At 75.3% G+C, this 16,282-nt stretch carries 18 protein-coding genes; 4 read left to right on the top strand and 14 right to left on the bottom strand.

The features are described from left to right. Positions 1 to 75: 75 nt before the first annotated feature. Together ADL08_RS18255 and ADL08_RS18250 are read left to right on the top strand one after the other, a co-directional pair. Positions 76 to 1,017: a universal stress protein gene (locus tag ADL08_RS18255; protein WP_053644213.1), complete on the top strand. Its 942-nt coding sequence runs from the start codon at positions 76 to 78 to the stop codon at positions 1,015 to 1,017. 24 nt (positions 1,018 to 1,041) lie between these two features. Next, a complete protein-coding gene (locus ADL08_RS18250; RefSeq protein WP_053644211.1) occupies positions 1,042 to 1,542 on the top strand; it encodes a nucleotide triphosphate diphosphatase NUDT15 in 501 nt (166 codons plus the stop codon). Positions 1,543 to 1,560: 18 nt separating this feature from the next. Here the strand turns inward: ADL08_RS18250 and ADL08_RS18245 are convergent, their stop codons facing one another. After that, positions 1,561 to 2,256, bottom strand: a complete 696-nt coding sequence (locus tag ADL08_RS18245; RefSeq protein WP_053644209.1) for a formylglycine-generating enzyme family protein — start codon at positions 2,254 to 2,256, stop codon at positions 1,561 to 1,563. A gap of 103 nt (positions 2,257 to 2,359) precedes the next feature. Between ADL08_RS18245 and ADL08_RS18240 the strand changes: the two genes are divergently transcribed. Then, the gene (locus ADL08_RS18240; RefSeq protein ID WP_053644207.1) at positions 2,360 to 3,154 is read left to right on the top strand and encodes a VOC family protein; all 795 of its coding nucleotides are present in this window, start codon (positions 2,360 to 2,362) and stop codon (positions 3,152 to 3,154) included. 48 nt (positions 3,155 to 3,202) lie between these two features. Here ADL08_RS18240 and ADL08_RS18235 read toward each other — a convergent pair whose 3' ends face one another. From ADL08_RS18235 to ADL08_RS18185, 11 genes are all read right to left on the bottom strand, one after another. Further along, entirely contained in the window at positions 3,203 to 3,397 is a 195-nt protein-coding gene (locus tag ADL08_RS18235; RefSeq protein WP_053644205.1) for a hypothetical protein, read from the bottom strand. 122 nt (positions 3,398 to 3,519) lie between these two features. Beyond that, positions 3,520 to 4,176 (bottom strand): hypothetical protein, encoded by a 657-nt coding sequence (locus ADL08_RS18230; protein WP_053644203.1) that lies wholly within the window; start codon positions 4,174 to 4,176, stop codon positions 3,520 to 3,522. After that, positions 4,173 to 4,844 (bottom strand): ABC transporter ATP-binding protein, encoded by a 672-nt coding sequence (locus tag ADL08_RS18225; RefSeq protein ID WP_053644201.1) that lies wholly within the window; start codon positions 4,842 to 4,844, stop codon positions 4,173 to 4,175. The genes ADL08_RS18230 and ADL08_RS18225 overlap by 4 nt, the downstream gene beginning before the upstream one ends. After that, the gene (locus ADL08_RS18220; protein ID WP_234352179.1) at positions 4,837 to 5,895 is read right to left on the bottom strand and encodes an ABC transporter ATP-binding protein; all 1,059 of its coding nucleotides are present in this window, start codon (positions 5,893 to 5,895) and stop codon (positions 4,837 to 4,839) included. The genes ADL08_RS18225 and ADL08_RS18220 overlap by 8 nt, the downstream gene beginning before the upstream one ends. Beyond that, positions 5,892 to 6,728 carry an ABC transporter permease gene (locus tag ADL08_RS18215; RefSeq protein WP_053644199.1) on the bottom strand — a complete coding sequence of 279 codons (837 nt, stop codon included), beginning with the start codon at positions 6,726 to 6,728 and terminating at the stop codon, positions 5,892 to 5,894. Before ADL08_RS18215 ends, ADL08_RS18220 begins: the two co-directional genes overlap by 4 nt. Beyond that, the gene (locus ADL08_RS18210; protein ID WP_053644197.1) at positions 6,721 to 7,713 is read right to left on the bottom strand and encodes an ABC transporter permease; all 993 of its coding nucleotides are present in this window, start codon (positions 7,711 to 7,713) and stop codon (positions 6,721 to 6,723) included. Before ADL08_RS18210 ends, ADL08_RS18215 begins: the two co-directional genes overlap by 8 nt. Then, the gene (locus ADL08_RS18205; protein ID WP_053644195.1) at positions 7,710 to 9,326 is read right to left on the bottom strand and encodes an ABC transporter substrate-binding protein; all 1,617 of its coding nucleotides are present in this window, start codon (positions 9,324 to 9,326) and stop codon (positions 7,710 to 7,712) included. Before ADL08_RS18205 ends, ADL08_RS18210 begins: the two co-directional genes overlap by 4 nt. 88 nt (positions 9,327 to 9,414) lie before the next feature. Then, positions 9,415 to 10,500: an acyl-CoA dehydrogenase family protein gene (locus tag ADL08_RS18200; RefSeq protein WP_053644193.1), complete on the bottom strand. Its 1,086-nt coding sequence runs from the start codon at positions 10,498 to 10,500 to the stop codon at positions 9,415 to 9,417. Beyond that, positions 10,497 to 11,699 (bottom strand): acyl-CoA dehydrogenase family protein, encoded by a 1,203-nt coding sequence (locus ADL08_RS18195; protein WP_053644191.1) that lies wholly within the window; start codon positions 11,697 to 11,699, stop codon positions 10,497 to 10,499. The genes ADL08_RS18200 and ADL08_RS18195 overlap by 4 nt, the downstream gene beginning before the upstream one ends. Beyond that, positions 11,696 to 12,664: an NADPH:quinone oxidoreductase family protein gene (locus ADL08_RS18190; protein ID WP_053644189.1), complete on the bottom strand. Its 969-nt coding sequence runs from the start codon at positions 12,662 to 12,664 to the stop codon at positions 11,696 to 11,698. The genes ADL08_RS18195 and ADL08_RS18190 overlap by 4 nt, the downstream gene beginning before the upstream one ends. A gap of 170 nt (positions 12,665 to 12,834) precedes the next feature. Beyond that, entirely contained in the window at positions 12,835 to 13,422 is a 588-nt protein-coding gene (locus ADL08_RS18185) for a helix-turn-helix domain-containing protein (RefSeq protein WP_053644187.1), read from the bottom strand. Between the two features lie 68 nt (positions 13,423 to 13,490). Between ADL08_RS18185 and ADL08_RS18180 the strand changes: the two genes are divergently transcribed. Further along, entirely contained in the window at positions 13,491 to 14,444 is a 954-nt protein-coding gene (locus ADL08_RS18180) for an NAD(P)/FAD-dependent oxidoreductase (protein ID WP_053644185.1), read from the top strand. Between the two features lie 10 nt (positions 14,445 to 14,454). Here ADL08_RS18180 and ADL08_RS18175 read toward each other — a convergent pair whose 3' ends face one another. Together ADL08_RS18175 and ADL08_RS18170 are read right to left on the bottom strand one after the other, a co-directional pair. Next, complete coding sequence (locus ADL08_RS18175) at positions 14,455 to 15,207, bottom strand: PIG-L deacetylase family protein (RefSeq protein ID WP_107092164.1); 753 nt, start codon at positions 15,205 to 15,207, stop codon at positions 14,455 to 14,457. Next, positions 15,204 to 16,136 carry an SIS domain-containing protein gene (locus ADL08_RS18170; RefSeq protein ID WP_053644183.1) on the bottom strand — a complete coding sequence of 311 codons (933 nt, stop codon included), beginning with the start codon at positions 16,134 to 16,136 and terminating at the stop codon, positions 15,204 to 15,206. Before ADL08_RS18170 ends, ADL08_RS18175 begins: the two co-directional genes overlap by 4 nt. Between the last annotated feature and the right edge of the window lie 146 nt (positions 16,137 to 16,282).

Genomic DNA, 16,282 nt, shown 5'->3' with positions numbered 1-16,282 from the left:
GCACCCCTCCTCCGGCCCGGTCACGACCGGGCCGGACCGGTGTGGCGCGGGGGCCGGTGAGGGAGTCATCCCCTCATGAGTGACACGAACCCCGCGCACCGGCCGCCGGTCGTCGTCTGCGTGGACGGGTCCGAGCACGGCCCGAGGGTCCTGGAGTGGGCCCTGCGCACCGCGGAGGGCACCGGCTCCCCGCTGGTCGTGGCCCACGTCCGGTCCGAGGAGCTGCGACTCGGCACGGCCCGCGTCCAGTCCCCGGGCCCGGCGCCCGAGCTTCCCGACACGGTGCTGAACGGCGTGGCGGCCGGGATGGAGCGGCGCGGGCCCCGCGTCCCGGTGCGGTACGCGTCCCTCGACGGGTCCGTGACCGACGCCCTGGCGGCGGTCGCCCGGGGCGCCCGCCTCCTGGTGACCGGCTCCCGGGGCCGCGGCGGCTTCGCGAGCCTGCTGCTCGGCTCGACGAGCCGCACCCTGGCCGCGAGCGCGCCCTGTCCGCTCGTCGTCGTCCCCCACGAGGCCCGTACGGCCGTCCCGGAGGACGGGCGGGGGGCGGGCCGGGTGCTCCTGGGCCTGCATCCGGAGGAGACCCCGGACGAGGTGCCGGCCTTCGCCTTCGAGGAGGCCCGCCACCGGGGCGTGCCCCTGGAGGCCGTGACCGCGTTCCGGCTGCCCCCGCCGCAGGGCGCCCTGCTCGCCGTGCCGTCCCCGGCGCTCCAGGTGCCGCCCCCGCTGCCCCTCGCGAACGACGCCGAGGAACTCCTGCGGGAGGCGGAGCGGGAGCAGGAGGAGCGTCTGCGGCCCTTCGCCGCGCGGTGGCCCGACGTGGAGCTGCGCCCGGTGGTGGTGCCGGGGGACGCGGCGGGACGGCTCGTGGAGGGCTCGCGGGACGCGGGCCTGGTGGTCGTGGGGCGGCACCACCGGCACCACTTCGGCTCGCTGCTCGTCGGTTCCGTCGCCCACGCCGTGCTGCACGAGGCCCACTGCCCGGTGGCGGTGGTCCCCCCGGTGCCCGCCGGTTGAGGGAGGACTGGTAGAAGGGGTGCCATGACCACCTCCGAGCGGGCGGCCGCAGCCCCGCGCAACGTCCAGCCGCCCTCCGCCCACGCCTCCCTCGGGGCGGGGGTCGTCGTGACCGACGGCTCCGGCCGGGTCCTCCTCGGCCTCCACCGCTCCGGGGTGTGGGAGCTGCCGGGCGGCAAGGTCGAGCCGGGCGAGTCCGTGGAGGCCGCGGCGGTCCGCGAGCTGGCCGAGGAGACGTCGCTCGTCGCGGACGCGGCCGACGTGGAGGTCCTGGGGCTGCTCCTGGACTCGGTCACGTCCGACCGCATGACCCGGATGACCGTGGCCACGGCCGTGGGCGTCTTCGGCGGAACGCCGGCCGTGACCGAGCCCGACAAGATCGAGCGCTGGGAGTGGACGGACCCGGACCGGCTGCCGGAGGCGCTGTTCCTGCCGTCGGCCCAGGTGCTGCGGACGTGGCGTCCCGACCTGCCGATCCCGGACGGCCCGTTCCACCGGTACGCGATGGGCCGGCTGCCCGGCTGACGCCGGGGTCCGGTCTCCTCAGCCGGGCAGGGTGCGGGCGACGCGGAAGCCGACGTCGTCGATGCGGAGGGTGGGGTGGCTGCGCCGGCGCACCGAGGCGCGGCAGCTCCAGTGCTCGTCGAACCAGCCGCCGCCGCGCAGCACCCGGTAGGCGCCGTAGACCTCGGGGTCGTACAGGTCCCAGCACCACTCCCAGACGTTGCCCAGCATGTCGTGGAGGCCCCAGGCGTTGGGGAGGCGGCCGCGCACCTCGTGGGGGCGCTCCCCGGAGTTCCCCCGGTGCCAGGCGATGTCGTCGAGCGGGCCGTAGCGGGCCTCCGTGGTGCCGGCGCGGCAGGCGTGCTCCCACTCGGCCTCGGTGGGCAGCCGGTACCCGTCGGCGTCCCGGTCCCACTCGGTCCCCTCCGCGCCGTCGGCTCCGTCCGCGCGGTCCGCCGGGATCCGGTAGGCGGGGGTGAGGCCGTCGCGGGCGGAGAGGGCGTTGCAGAAGCGGACCGCGTCGCCCCAGGAGACCCCTTCGACCGGGAGCCGGCCGCCGTGCGCGGCGCCCGGCCGGGGCCCCGTGACCCGCTCGTACAGCTCCCCCGTGACGGGGGCGTCGGCCAGGGCGTACGGGCCGACGTCGACCGTCCAGCGGTGCTCCGTGCGCCGGTCCGACAGGGTGACCCGCCCCCGCCGGACGGCGATCATCCCGTCCCCCGCGATCGTCTCCATCCGTCCATGATCGCAGCCGTGCGGCGTCGCCGAGCGGGGTGCGGCGGCCCTGGCTAGCGTGGCTCACAGGAAGCACGTCATCGACCGGAAAAGAGTCACCGTCATGGCCGCACGACCCGAGGGCACGCCGATCTGGACCGATGCGATGTTCACCGACGCCGAGGGCGCCAAGACGTTCTACGCCGACGTGCTCGGCTGGACCTTCGCCGAGGCCTCCACGGAGTTCGGCGACTACACCCAGGCCTACAAGAACGGGAAGGCGGTCGCGGCCGTCGTCCCGCCGATGCCGGGGCAGGACACGCCGCCGCAGTCGGCCTGGTGTCTGTACTTCTCCTCGCCGGACGCCGCCGCGACGGCGGAGCGGATCCGGACCGCGGGCGGCACCGTCCTGATGGAGCCGATGCGGATCGGCGACTCCGGGACGATGTGCCTCGCCCGGGACCCCGCGGGCGTCGTGTTCGGCGTCTGGCAGCCGGGCGCGCACCAGGGCTTCGAGCTGGAGGGCGAGACCGGTTCGTACGCCTGGGCGGAGGTGTTCACCCGGGAGCCGGAGAAGTCCGACGCCTTCTTCACGTCCGTCTTCGGCTACGGCTCGAAGAGGATCAAGGACGCGGAGGTCGACTACCGGCTCTTCGACCTGGGGGACGACCCGGTCCTCGGACGGATGACGATGACCGGGGACTTCCCGCCGGAGGTCCCCTCGTACATCCAGGTCTACTTCGCCGTCGACAACTGCGACAAGGCCGTCGAGGCGGCGGAGCGGCTCTCCGGGCGGAAGGTGTTCGGGCCGATGGACAGCCCGTTCGGCCGGTTCGCGGCCGTCCTGGACCCGCAGGGGGCCGCCTTCGCCGTGATCGACATGAGGACCACGGTGGGCGACATGCCCGAGATGGAGTGAGCGGTACGGGGCCGCTCCGGGTCCGTGCTCCCCGGGCGGCCCCGCGGGTCACGGCTTGAGGCCGGAGACCACGTCGGCGGTGGCGGCGACCCCTTCGTGGATGGTGGGCGCCATGCTGGTGCCGGCGAGGAAGAAGCCGAGCAGGGCGCAGACGAGCGCGTGCGAGAGCTTCAGACCGCCGTTCCGCAGGAAGATCACGGCCAGGATCAGCAGGAGCAGCACCACAGAAATGGAAACGGCCATCGCCTTCACGTCCCTCCGACGCCGCACCGGAATTGCGGCTTTCGGCGGACAGTGTGGCGGAATGAGCGCTCCGTCCGGGCGTATGGCGGGGCGGCCATCCGGGTGAGATCCCGCCGGACGGGTCAGCGCGCGCGGTCGAGCGCCTCCGCGATCCCCGGGCGGCGTACGGCGTCGAGCTCCGGATCGGCGAGCAGGGCGGCCACGAGCGCGGTGGGGCCGAAGACCAGGGTGGCGCTCAGGTCCCAGTCGGTGAGCACGAGCCAGCGGCCGTCCGCCGCCCACCAGGTGGCGGGGAAGCGGTGGTCCAGTACGGACCGGGGGCCGTTGCAGGCGTCGTGGTGGGCGAGGGCGTCCCCGAGGCGTCCGCGCCGGGCCACGAGGGCGCCGGCCTCGTCCGCGAGGCCCTCCACGGGTGCCTGCGCGGCGCCGCAGGGCGTGTCGGGCCCCTGCGGGCTGTGCCGCACGAGGTGGCCGACGAGCCGGGCGAGGCAGGCGCGGTCCATCTCGGCCGGGTCGGGACCCTCCAGTTCGGCGGCGCCCTCGACGCCTTCGAAGACGAGGTGCGAGGGGGGTCCGGGCCAGTCGGCGAGGCGCCGTCCGGACCGGGCGAGGACGTCGTCCCAGCGGAGCCGTACCGGACCGTCGTGGAGGGTGTGCAGGAGCCAGCAGCGGTCCTCGTACCCGCTGGTGGGCTCGTATCCGCAGGGGGCGTCGGTGAGGGCGGCGCGCAGTCCGTCGAGGGGGTCGTCGGCGGGGGCGGGGGGCCAGGGGACGGTCACGGGTTCTCCCCGGCGGGCAGGCAGTCCCGCCACTCGACCGTGCGGTCGCACCAGCGGTTCAGGAGGACGCGGTCGTGGCCGACGGCGAGGAGGCTCGCGCCGGTCTGCGCGCGGTAGGTCTCGACGGCGGCGACCAGGGCGGCCGTGGTGGAGGCGTCGAGCATGGCGGTCATCTCGTCGCAGATCAGCCAGCGGGGGCGCAGGGCGAGGGCGCGGGCGAGGCAGGCGCGCTGGAGCTGTCCGTCGCTGACCTCGTGGGGGCGGCGGACGAGCAGGTCGGGGGTGAGGCCGACGGCCGGGGCGAGTTCGGCCAGGCGCTCGGGGGCCTCGGTACGGCGGCCGGTGGCGCGCAGCGGTTCGACGACGAGGTCCGCGAGGGTGAGCCGGGGGTCGGCGGCGGTGCGGGGCTGCTGGAAGACGACGCCGACGGCGGTGCGCAGCTCGCGCGGGGCGCGGTGGCGCCAGGCCCGCACCTCGGTGCCGTCCAGGACGAGCCGGCCCGCGTCGGGGCGGTGGAGGAGGGCGGCGACCCGGGCGAGGGTGGACTTGCCGCAGCCGCTGGGGCCGAGGAGGCCGACGGACTCGCCGGGGGCGACGGCGAGGGAGGCGCCCCGGAAGACGGGGGCGCGGCGGTCGTAGCCGGCGGTGACGGCGTCGAGTTCAAGCACGGGGGTGCTCCGGGTGGTGGCAGGCCACCCCGGCCGCGGGCTCGGGGCGGGTGGCGCAGAGGTCGGTGGCGCGGGGGCAGCGCGGGGCGAAGGCGCAGCCCGCGGGCAGCGCGGTGAGCTCCGGGGGCATGCCGGGGACGGGGGCGAAGGCCCGGTCGGGGAGGGCGTCGAGCAGGCCCCGGGCGTAGGGGTGGCGGGGGCCGACGGGGCCGAAGAAGCGGTGGGCGGGGGCGATCTCGACGATCCGGCCCGCGTACATGACGGCGACGCGGTCCGCGATCCGCTCGGCGGCGGCCAGGTCGTGGGTGATGAGGAGCAGGGCGCGGCCGTCGTCGGCGTGGCGGCGCAGTTCGTCCACGGTGCGGTCGACGAGGTCGCGGTCGAGGCCGGTGGTGGGTTCGTCGGCGAGCAGCAGCCGGGCGTCGCCGATGAGGGCGAGGGCGGTGGCGGCGCGCTGGGCGAGGCCGCCGGAGAGCTCGTGCGGGTACCGGTCGAGGTGGTCGGCGGGGAAGGCGGTCCGTTCCGCGGCGTCCCGGACGGCCTCGCGCCGGGCGCGGCGGGCGGTGCCGGTGAGGGCGCGGACGGTCTCCTCCAGGTGGGATCGCACGGTGCGGACGGGGGTGAGGTGGGCGGCGGGGCTCTGCGGTACGAGGCCGACGCGGCGGCCCCGTACGGTGCGGGCGAGGGTCTTCTCGTCGGCGGCGAGCAGATCGACGGCGCCCCCGCCGGGGCCCTTCCCGTCCCCGCCGTCGGGGCTCGCGAGCAGGGCCGTGCCGGAGGTCTCGGCGTTGCCCGGGAGCAGGCCGAGGAGGGCGGAGGCGAGGACGGACTTGCCGCAGCCGCTCTCGCCGACGAGGGCGAGGCACTCCCCCGCCGCGAGGTCGAAGTCGGCGTCGCTGACGGCGTCGACGGTGCGGCCGCCGCGCAGCCGGAAGCGGACGGTGAGGCCGCGGACGCTGAGGACGGCGTCCTCGGCCCGTTCGGCGGTGACGGCGTCGAGTGCGCGCAGGAGCTTGTTCTCAGGAGCCCGGGAGGCGTTCGGGGCGGTCACAGCATCAGCTCCGATCGGCGGCGCGGGTTGAGCCGGTCGCGCCATACGCCCGCGAGTCCGGCGATGGCGAGGGTCGGCACGATGAGGAGGAGGCCGGGGAAGAGGGTGGGCCACCAGTACCCGGCGAGGAGCGAGGAGCGGGCGTTCTGCACCAGGTTGCCGAGGCTGGCCCGGTGGCTGGGGAGGCCGAGGCCGAGGAAGGACAGCGCGGACTCGTGCCACATGGCGTGCGGGACCATCAGGACGGCGGCGAGCCCGGCCTGCGGCAGGACGGCGGGCAGCAGGTGCCGGACGGCGACGCGCCACCGTCCCGCGCCGCCGGAGACGGCGGCGTCCACGAAGGGCCGGGTGCGCAGCGAGAGGACCTCGGAGCGCACGATCCGGGCGGTGGAGAGCCAGTGGGTGACGGCGACGGAGACGATGACGGGCCAGACGCCGGGCCGGAAGAGGGCGACGACGAAGATGCCGAGGAGCAGGTGCGGCACGGAGGAGAAGGCGTCGACGAGCCGCATGAGGGTGCGGTCGGCCCAGCCGCCGAGCGCGCCTGCGGCGGCTCCGACGGTGGTGCCGATGACGGTGGCGACGAGGGCGGCGACGAGTCCGACGAGGAGCGAGACCCGCAGGCCGTAGACGCAGCGCAGGAGGAGGTCGCGGCCGAGGTCGTCGGTGCCGAAGGGGTGGTCCCAGGACGGCGGGAGGAGCTTGCGGGAGAGGTCGACGGCCTGCTCGTCGAGCTGGACGAGCGGCGGCACGAGCAGGACGGCGAGGAGGACGACCGCGACGGTGACGGCGGAGGTCCAGAACCGGGTCCGGTGGGTGCGCGGGTCAGCCATCGAAGCCCACCCTCGGGTCGGCCAGGCCGTACAGCAGGTCGGAGAGGAGGTTGCCGAGGAGGACGGCGGCGGTGGCGAGGACGGTGAGCGCGGCGAGCAGCGGGAAGTCCACGGAGGTGGCGGCCGTGACGGTGGCGGCGGCGATGCCGGGCCAGCTGAAGACGGTCTCCACGAGCAGGGCGCCGGTGATCAGCTCGGGGACGCGGGAGCCGACGAGGGTGAGCATGGGCAGCATTCCGGAGCGGAGGGCGTGGCCGGTGAGGACGGTCCGCTCGCGCAGGCCGCGGGCGCGGGCGCCGCGCACGGGGTCCTCGTCGAGGGCGTCGCCGACGCCCTGGCGGACGTACAGGAAGAACCACGGCAGTTGGGAGACGCCGAGGACGAGCGCGGGCAGCACGAGGTGGCGGGCGACCTGGTCGAAGGTGACGGTGTCGCTCGCGGTGTCGGTGAGCCCGCCGGCGGGCAGGACGCCCAGCCTCAGGGCGAAGAACCAGATGGCGAGGAGGCCGAGCCAGAAGGCGGGGGCGGCTTCCAGGGTGTACGCGGCGGAGCTGACGGCCCGGTCGAGGAGGCCGCCGCGGCGGCGTCCGGCGAGGACGCCGAGGAGGGTGCCGAGCGCGATGGCCACGGCGAAGGCGGTGGCGGCGAGCAGGACGGACCAGCCGAGGCGTTCGGTGATGACGTCGGCGACGGGCCGGCGCATGACGGCGGAGTCGCCGAAGTCGCCGGTGAGGGCGGCGGTGAGCCAGTCCCACCAGCGGGTGAGGAGGGGCCGGTCGGCGCCGAGGTTGGCGCGGAGCTGGTCGAGGTTCTCCTGCGAGGCGGTGAGTCCGGCGGTGCCGGCGTAGGCCTTGACGGGGTCGAAGGGGGAGGCCTCGGCGACGGCGAAGACCGCGAGGGTGACGCCGAGGAGGACGGGGACGGCGGCCAGGGCGCGCCGTCCCGTCATCCGCGCCATGGCCCCCCAGGGGAGGCGGCGCTTCACTTCCGCGCCGCTCCGGCGCCCTTGGGCTTCCAGCTCTCGACGTTCCACCAGGGGCCGGCGGCGAGGCCGTGGTCGTGCGGCTCGGTCTGGGTGGACGGGCCGTCCCAGGAGTCGTTTACGACGTAGAGGTGGTCGATGTGGGTGAGGAAGGTGTAGCCGGGGTTCTTGACCAGTTCGCGCTGGACGGTGTCGTACGCGGCGTGCCGCTCGGCGGGGTCGTCGGTGCGGCGGCCGTCCTCCAGGGCCTTGTCGACGGTCTTGTTGTCGTACCGGGCCATGTTGTTGAAGCCGTCGCCGCCGAGGGAGGACTTCAGGAGGAGGTACTGGTCGAAGTCGGGGTCGCCGGGCGAGCCGCCGCCGGCGAGGACGGCGTCGGTCTTCATCCGGGGCTCGATGACCTCCCAGGTGCCGGCCTGGGTCTTGATGTCGATGCCGGCCTTCTTGGCGTCGGAGGCGTAGGCGAGGGCGTGGTCCTGGCGGAGCTTGTCGCCGGAGAGGTACCAGAGCGGGAAGGCGGCGCGGACGCCGTCCTTGACGCGGACGCCGTCGGGGCCGGGCTTCCAGCCGGCCTCGTCGAGGATCTTCCGCGCCCCGGCGAGGTCGTGGCGGCGCTCGGTGCCCTCGGTGAACCAGGGGCTGTCGGTGGGGACGGGCCCGTAGGCGGGCTTTCCGGCCCCTTCGAGGATCTTGTCGACCATGGTCTTCCGGTCGACGGCGAGGTCGAGGGCGCGGCGGACGGCGGTGTCGCCGGTCACCTCGTTGTGGGTGGGGAGGGTGACCGTGCGGTAGTCGTAGGTCTTCGCCGTCCAGGTCTTCTTGCCCTTGTCGGTCTTGAAGCCGGCGGCGAGGTTGGGCGGCAGGACGGCGCCGTCGAGGTCGCCCGCGCGCAGCCGGGTGGCGCGGACGTCGTCGTCCTTGATGATCGCCATGGTGAACTTCTTCACCTGCGGCGCGCCGTTCCAGTAGGCCGGGTTGGCCTTGAAGGTGAGCTTCTCGCCCTTGGACCAGCCGGTGAGGACGTAGGGTCCGGTGCCGATCGGCTTGGTGGTGAAGGCGCCGGTGTTGACGTCCTGCTTCGCGGCGACGTGCTCGGGGGCGATGGCGTGGACGGTGCGCTGGGCGAAGGGCGCGTAGGGGTACTTGAGGCGGAAGACGACGGTGTCGTCGCCGACCGCCTCGACGCTCTTCAGGGCGTCGAGCTCGGTGCGGGAGGGGTTGTTCGTCTTCGGGTCGAGGATCGTCCGGTACGTGAAGACGACGTCCTTCGCGGTGAAGGGGGCCCCGTCGCTGAAGGTGACGCCGTCGCGGAGGTCGTACGTGTAGGTGAGGCCGCCGTCGCTGACGTGGGGCAGCTCGCGGGCGAGGGCCGGCTTGAGCCTCATGTCGGCGTCGAAGGCGAGGAGGCCGTCGAATATCTTCGAGTTGCCGTCCTTGCCGTAGCCGAGGAGGGGGCTGAGGCTGTCGGGCTCGTAGGCGATGCCGACGACCGCGGAATCCTTGGGCCCGCCGGCGCCGTCGGCGGTGGAGCCGGGGTTCGAGCAGGCCGCGGCGGTGAGGGCGAGGGAGCCCGCCAGCACCGTGGCCGCCGCGTTGCGGATGGATCGGGCGGTCATCGTGTCCGTACCCCTTTTGAAGATCAACTGCTTTTGCCAACAGCATGCAATTAAACAGTATGTATAAGGGGTACGGACAGACGGCCCCTTACACGGGCGCCGGGAGGTCCGCCAGGGCGGCGATCGCGTCCTGGTGGCGGCCCGCCGAACCCAGCGCGAGCTGGTCGGCCTTGGCCCGCTTCAGGGCCAGGTGCGCGGGGTGCTCCCAGGTCATCCCGATCCCGCCGTGCAGCTGGACGCACTCCTCGGCGGCGCGGACCGCGACCTTGGAGCAGTAGGCCTGGGCGACGGCCACGGTGAGCGGGGCGTCCTCGGCGCCCCTGGCGAGGGCGTCGGCGGCGGCGCGGGCGGCCGCCCTGGCCCCGACGACGTCCAGCCAGAGCTGGGCCATGCGGTGCTTCAGGGCCTGGAAGGAGCCGACGGGCCGGTTGAACTGGTGGCGCTCGCGGGTGTACCGGACGGTCTCCTCCAGGCACCGCTCGGCCAGGCCGAGCTGTTCGGAGGCGAGCAGTCCGGCGCCCGCGAGCAGTCCACGCCGGACGGCCGCGCGGGCCGGGTCCGGTCCGGCGAGCCGGGTGCCGGTGCCGGGTTCCGTGGTGACCCGGGCGAGCGGGCGGGTGAGGTCGAGCGGGGTCCGCGGCTCGATCGTCGCCCGGCCCGCCGGCACGGCGTACAGGCCGTCGGCGCGCGGGACGAGGAGGACGTCGGCGGCGGTGGCGTCGGCGACGGCCGGTACGGAAGGGGTGAGCGGCGGGTCCGCGTCCGGCGCCGTCGGCAGGGGTACGGCCAGGACCGCGACCGTACCGCCGCCCGCGACGGCGGCGAGGAGTTCGGCCGCCGGGGCGCTCTCCGCCGCGAGGGCGAGCAGGGTCTCGGTGGCCACCACCGCGCTCGTGAGGTAGGGCAGCGGGGTGACCGCGCGGCCCAGCTCCTCCAGGACGACGGCGGCCTCGCGGTGGCTCGCGCCCTGGCCGCCGAGCTCCTCGGGGACGAGGAGTCCGGCGGCGCCGATGTCGGCCGCGAGGGACTTCCAGAGGCCGGGGACGTACGGGGAGTCCGTCTCGATCCGGTCGAGGAGGACCGTGTGCCCGGCCCGGTCGGCGAGCAGGGCGCGGACGGCCGCGCGCAGGTCGTCCTCGGTCTCGGAGTAGAGGAGGTCCGACTGGTCCGTCATCGTGCGAGGTCCTTCCAGGGGACGTCCTTGTCGTTGCGGGGCTCGGAGGGCAGGCCGAGGACCCGCTCGGCGACGATGTTGAGGAGCACCTCGCTGGTGCCGCCCTCGATCGAGTTGCCCTTGGAGCGCAGGTAGCGGTAGCCGGCGTCGCGGCCGGTGAAGTCGACCAGTTCGGGGCGGGTCATGGCCCACTCCCCGTACAGCAGCCCCTCGTCGCCGAGGAGTTCGACCTCCAGGCCGCTGATGGCCTGGTTGAGCCGGGCGAAGCCGAGCTTCATGGCGCTGCCCTCGGGGCCGGGCTGGCCGGCGACGAGCTGCTGGCGGAGGCGCTCGCCGGTGAGCCGGGCGACCTCGGCGTCGACCCAGAGGTCGAGGAGGCGCCGGTGCAGCTCGTGGGTGCGCAGCTCGGGGCGCTCGCGCCAGGTGGCGGCGGCCTTCCCGATCATGCCGCCCTCGCGGGGGATCCGGGCGCCGCCGATGGAGACCCGCTCGTTCATCAGGGTCGTCTGCGCCACCCGCCAGCCGTCGCCGACCTCGCCGAGGCGGTGGGCGTCGGGGATGCGGACGCCGGTGAGGAAGACCTCGTTGAACTCGGCCTCGCCGGTGATCTGGCGCAGCGGCCGGACCTCCACGCCGGGGTCGGTCATGTCGCAGACGAAGTAGGTGATGCCCCGGTGCTTGGGGGCGTCCGGGTCGGTGCGGGCGATGAGGATGGCCCAGCGGGCGAGGTGGGCGCTGGAGGTCCACACCTTCTGCCCGTCGACCACCCAGTCGTCGCCGTCCCGGACGGCCCGGGTGCCGAGGGCGGCGAGGTCGGAGCCGGCGCCGGGCTCGCTGAAGAGCTGGCACCACACCTCCTCGCCGACCCACAGCGGCCCGAGGAAGCGGCGCCTGACCTCGTCGGAGCCGTACGCGAGGAGGGTGGGCGCGGCCATGCCGAGGCCGATGCCGATCCGGCGCGGGTCGTTGTCGGGGGCGCCCGCGGCGGCGAGTTCGGCGTCCACGACCGTCTGGAGGGCGCGGGGCGCGTCGAGGCCACCGAGGCCCTCGGGGTAGTGGACCCAGGCGAGTCCGGCGTCGAAGCGGGCGCGCAGGAAGTCGGTGCGGTCGGTGGTGGCGGGCGGGTGCGCGTCGAGGAGGGCCCGGGTGCGGGCCCGGAGGCCGTCGGCGTCGACCGTCCGCGCAGTCGTACGGGTCACGCCCCGGCTCCTTCCGGGAGGACGACCAGGCGGCCGGTGGTGGTGCCGTCGGCGACGCGCCGGACGGCGTCGGCCGCGCCCGCGAAGGGGACGCGTTCCGCGACGAGCGGCTTGATCAGGCCCTTGGCGGCGTAGGCGGTGAGGGCCTCGTGGCAGCGGCCGATCGAGGCGGGGTCCTTCGCCGCGTACAGGCCCCAGTGGAGGCCGAGGACCGAGTAGTTCTTGACCAGGGCGTGGTTGAGGGCGGGCGTGGGGACGGTGCCGCTCGCGAAGCCGACGACCACGATCCGGCCCTCGAAGGCGACGCACTTCGCGGACTGCCGGTAGGCGTCGCCGCCGACCGGGTCGTAGATCACGTCGGCGCCCCGGCCGCCGGTCGCCTCCTTGACGGCGGCGACGACGTCCTCGGAGCGCCGGTCGATCACCAGGTCGCAGCCGAGGGCGCGGGCCACGGCGGCCTTCCCGGGTCCGCCGACGACGCCGATGACGGTGGCGCCGGCCGCCTTGCCGAGCTGGACGGCCGCGCTGCCGACGCCGCCGGCCGCCGCGTGGACGAGGAGGGTCTCGCCCTCCTTGAGGGCGGCGCGGCGGTGCAGGCCGAACCAGCCGGTCTGGTAGCCGATGTGGAGCGCGGCGGCCTCGGCGTCGTCGAGGGCCTCGGGGGCCGGGAGCAGTCCGGCGGCGTCGGCGAGGGCGTGATCGGCGAAGCCGCCGTGCGGGAGGGCGGTGGTGGTGATGACCCGGCGGCCGTCCTCGGTCTCGGCGCAGATCTCGACGCCGGGGGTGAAGGGCAGCGGGGGGCGCACCTGGTAGTGGCCGCGGCAGAGCAGCGCGTCGGGGAAGTTGACGTTCGCGGCGCGGACCTTCAGGAGGACCTGACCGTCGCCGGGGACGGGCGGTTCCACCTCTTCGCGGCGCATCACCGCGTCCGGTTCGCCGTTCTCGTACACACGCCATGCCTGCATCCGGGAGCCTCCTCCGTACCGTGCGGTCGGTTGCATACTAAGCGGTCGCTTGCGTCCGGGGAACAGTCCGGCCGGACTTCCGGGAAGGAGGGCCGCCGGACTTCCCGGGAGACGGGAACGGATCGGCCGGGTTTCCCGGGGAACGGGCCGCCGCACTTCCGGGAGGCGGGTCAGCGGGACCTCTCGGGCCGGGCCCTGACGTGCATGCGCTCCCCCTGCGGCCCGAACAGGCTCAGGAACTCCACCGGCCCCTCGGTGGTGGGCCCGAACCAGTGCGGGACGCGCGTGTCGAACTCGGCCGCCTCCCCCGCCGTCAGGACGACCTCGCGCCCGCCGAGGTGGAGCCGGAGCCTGCCCGAGAGCACGTACAGCCACTCGTACCCCTCGTGCACCCGGGGCTCCGGGCGTTCGTAGGGCTTCTCCTGGATCACCTTGTACGCCTGGAGGCCGCCGGGCTGCCGGGTCAGCGGGTACATCGTGCGCCCGTGCCGCACGATCGGCCTGGCCTTGACCCGGGGGTCGCCCACGGGCGGCGCGCCGACCAGCTCGTCGAGCGGGACCCGATGGGCCCGGGCGAGCGGCAGGAGCAGTTCGAGGCTGGGCCGGCGCTGCCCGGATTCGAGGCGGGAGAGGGTGCTCACGGAGATGCCGGTGGCGGCGGAGAGCTCGGCCAGGGTCGCCCCCCGGTCGCGGCGGACGCGGCGGAGGCGGGGGCCGACCTCGTTCAGGACGGCGTCGATGCGGTCGTCTTCGGTCATGGCCCCAGTGTTGCAGAAACGGCAAGTGCGTTTGCCGTTGTGGCACGGCCGGAGGGAAGCTCGGCCCCATGAACGCACACACGGAGCAGTACGAGGTGGTGGTCGTCGGCGGCGGCGCGGCCGGGCTCAGCGCGGCGCTGGTCCTGGGCAGGTCCCGGCGGCGGACCCTGGTGATCGACGCGGGCGAGCCCCGCAACGCCCCCGCGCCCCACATGCAGGGCGTCCTCTCCCGGGACGGCATGAGCCCGGCCGCCTATCTGGCGGCGGGCCGGGCGGAGATCGCCGCGTACGGGGTGGAGTGGCGGGCGGGTCTGGTGACGGGCGCGGCCCCGGACGGGCGGGACGGCTTCACCGTGACGCTCGCGGACGGCACGGCGGTCGGCGCGCGGCGGCTCGTGGTGACGACCGGTCTCGTCGACGAGCTGCCGGAGATCGACGGAGTGGCCGGGCGGTGGGGCCGGGACGTGCTGCACTGCCCGTACTGCCACGGCTGGGAGGTCCGCGACCGGCCGTTCGGGGTGATCGCCCATCCGGCGATGCCCGCGCACCAGGCGCTGATGGTCTCCCACTGGTCGTCGGACGTGACGCTCTTCCTGCACACCGCCGCCGGGCTCTCCGACCGGGAGGCGGCGCTGCTCGACGCGGCCGGGGTGGAGGTGGTGACCGGCGAGGTCGCCGGGCTCGCGGTGGAGGACGACCGGCTGACCGGGGTCCGGCTCGCCGACGGCCGGTTCGTGCCGCGCGAGGTGGTCTTCGTCGGGGCGACGCGCCTCGCGGCCCGGGACGGGGTGCTGCGGCAGCTGGGCGCGAGGCTGGAGGAGACGCCGTTCGGGGAGTTCGTCGCGGTGGACGCGACGGGCCGCACCGGCGTGCCCGGGGTGTGGGCGGCGGGGAACGTGACCGGTCCGCAGGAGCAGGTGGTCAACGCGGTGGGCCTGGGCTACCGGGCGGGCGTCGCGATCAACACCGAGCTGCTGTTCGGCGATCTGGAGGCGGCGGTGGAGGGCGGGGCCCCCTCCTGACGCGCCCCGGTCAGCGCGGGAACAGCTCGAAGGTGACGGCGGGGCGGCCGCCGAAGCGGTCGGCCGGTCCGCCCGTCGTCTCGGCGAGGAAGGACCGGACGTACTCCTCCGGGTCCTGGTCCGTCAGGGCCTCGATGTAGGTCCGGTGGCAGAGGAGCGAGCGGACCGCGCGCTCCAGGCCGGGACCCGCGTCGACGGCGTGGGTCGGGGTGCTGGACGCGGCGACGGCGACCCAGCGGACGCCGTCCCACGGCTCCAGGCCCCGTTCTTCCAGCTCGGGGAAGATCCAGCGGTTCCCGGCGTCGGCCGCCGCGTCCAGGACGGCGCGGCCGACGGCCAGGTGGTCGGGGGTGTTCCAGGGGGCGCCGGGGCCGCCGCCCCAGGTGTCGCGGTGGTTGAGGGTGACGACGAGCTCCGGGCGGTGGCGGCGGATCGCGGCCGCGATGTCCCGGCGCAGGCCGGTGCCGTACTCGACCACGCCGTCCCGGTGGTCCAGGAACTCCACGGTGTGCACGCCGACGGCGGCGGCGCCGTCCCGCTGCTCGCGCTCGCGCAGCGGGCCGCAGACGTCCGGGGCGAGGGAGTCGATGCCGGCCTCGCCGCGGGTGGCGAGGACGTAGACGACCTCCTTGCCGGCGTCCGTCCAGCCGGCGACGGCGGCCGCGCAGCCGTACTCCAGGTCGTCGGGGTGGGCGACGACGGCGAGGGCGCGCCGCCAGTCGCCGGGCAGCTCGGCCAGGCCGGGGGTGTCGTCGTCGATCATGACCGCAGGATACGGGCCGCCTCCGGGCCCGTGGGGCGGAACGCACCGGCGAGGATCACCGACCGCGAGACGTGCCGGGGCCGGTCGGGGTTGAGGCCGCGCCGGCCGGCGAGGGCGACCGCGAGCTTCTGGGCGCGGACGAGGGCGGCGACGGGGTCGATGGCGTCGGCGGCGAACAGGGCGCCGGTGGACTCCACTTCGTCGCGCAGGCCCGAGGGGGCGGGGCCGAGGCACCAGACGAGGCTGGCCCGGTCGCTGATGCTGATCGGGCCGTGGCGGTACTCCATCGCCGCGTACGACTCCGTCCAGGCGCGGGCCGCCTCGCGCAGTTTGAGGGCGGCGTCGTCGGCGAGCCCCACCGTCCAGCCGGTGCCGAGGAAGGTGAACTGGCCGCGCCGCTCCCAGGCGGCGGGCAGCCTTTCGTACAGGACGAGTTCGGCGTCCGCGATCGCCGGTCCGAGGTCCACGCCGAGTCCGGCGCGCAGGAGCTGGAGGGCGGTGGTGGCGAACCGGGTCTGGACGACGGAGCGTTCGTCGGCGAAGCCGAGGTCGAGGACCCGGTCGGCGAGCCGTCCGGCGGGGCTGTCGGGCACACCGGTGAGGACGAGCGTGGGAACGCGTCCGGCGGCGCGGGCGAGGAGGTCCACGACCTCCGTGGTGGTGCCGGAGCGGGTGAGGGCCACGATCCGGTCGTAGCCGCGCCCGAGCGGGGTCGCGTCGGAGGCGGGGAAGGCGTCGGTCTCCCCCGCCCCGAGGGACTCGCGCAGGGCCGCGTAGGCGCGGGCCATGAAGTACGAGGTGCCGCAGCCGACGACCGCGACGCGCTCGCCCCGGTCCGGCAGCAGCCCGGCGTACCGCTCGGCGTCCTCCGCGGCCCGGCGCCAGCAGTCGGGCTGTCCGGCGATCTCCGCGCCGACGTGGGTGCTCATGTCCGGGTCCTCTCCTCGCGGGGGCCCTCGGGGCCTCGACCCGAGTTCTACCGCCGCCCGTCAAGGGCGCACCATGGGCACGAGGGCTCCACCGCTTGGACTTTCGCGCGCCGCCGAGACCTCCCCCGCGCCCGGCCGGACCTCGT

Source organism: Streptomyces sp. NRRL F-6492, from assembly GCF_001280125.1.
GTDB lineage: Bacteria > Actinomycetota > Actinomycetes > Streptomycetales > Streptomycetaceae > Streptomyces.
This window is presented reverse-complemented; position numbering and strand designations above follow the sequence as displayed.

What these genes read in the sequence shown, in the direction of transcription:
- ADL08_RS18255 (WP_053644213.1), top strand. Translation starts at nt 76, where the DNA reads ATGAGTGACACGAACCCCGCGCACCGGCCGCCGGTCGTCGTCTGCGTG.
- ADL08_RS18250 (WP_053644211.1), top strand. Translation starts at nt 1,042, where the DNA reads ATGACCACCTCCGAGCGGGCGGCCGCAGCCCCGCGCAACGTCCAGCCG.
- ADL08_RS18245 (WP_053644209.1), bottom strand. Translation starts at nt 2,256, where the DNA reads ATGGAGACGATCGCGGGGGACGGGATGATCGCCGTCCGGCGGGGGCGG.
- ADL08_RS18240 (WP_053644207.1), top strand. Translation starts at nt 2,360, where the DNA reads ATGGCCGCACGACCCGAGGGCACGCCGATCTGGACCGATGCGATGTTC.
- ADL08_RS18235 (WP_053644205.1), bottom strand. Translation starts at nt 3,397, where the DNA reads ATGGCCGTTTCCATTTCTGTGGTGCTGCTCCTGCTGATCCTGGCCGTG.
- ADL08_RS18215 (WP_053644199.1), bottom strand. Translation starts at nt 6,728, where the DNA reads ATGGCTGACCCGCGCACCCACCGGACCCGGTTCTGGACCTCCGCCGTC.
- ADL08_RS18205 (WP_053644195.1), bottom strand. Translation starts at nt 9,326, where the DNA reads ATGACCGCCCGATCCATCCGCAACGCGGCGGCCACGGTGCTGGCGGGC.
- ADL08_RS18200 (WP_053644193.1), bottom strand. Translation starts at nt 10,500, where the DNA reads ATGACGGACCAGTCGGACCTCCTCTACTCCGAGACCGAGGACGACCTG.
- ADL08_RS18190 (WP_053644189.1), bottom strand. Translation starts at nt 12,664, where the DNA reads ATGCAGGCATGGCGTGTGTACGAGAACGGCGAACCGGACGCGGTGATG.
- ADL08_RS18185 (WP_053644187.1), bottom strand. Translation starts at nt 13,422, where the DNA reads ATGACCGAAGACGACCGCATCGACGCCGTCCTGAACGAGGTCGGCCCC.
- ADL08_RS18180 (WP_053644185.1), top strand. Translation starts at nt 13,491, where the DNA reads ATGAACGCACACACGGAGCAGTACGAGGTGGTGGTCGTCGGCGGCGGC.
- ADL08_RS18175 (WP_107092164.1), bottom strand. Translation starts at nt 15,207, where the DNA reads ATGATCGACGACGACACCCCCGGCCTGGCCGAGCTGCCCGGCGACTGG.
- ADL08_RS18170 (WP_053644183.1), bottom strand. Translation starts at nt 16,136, where the DNA reads ATGAGCACCCACGTCGGCGCGGAGATCGCCGGACAGCCCGACTGCTGG.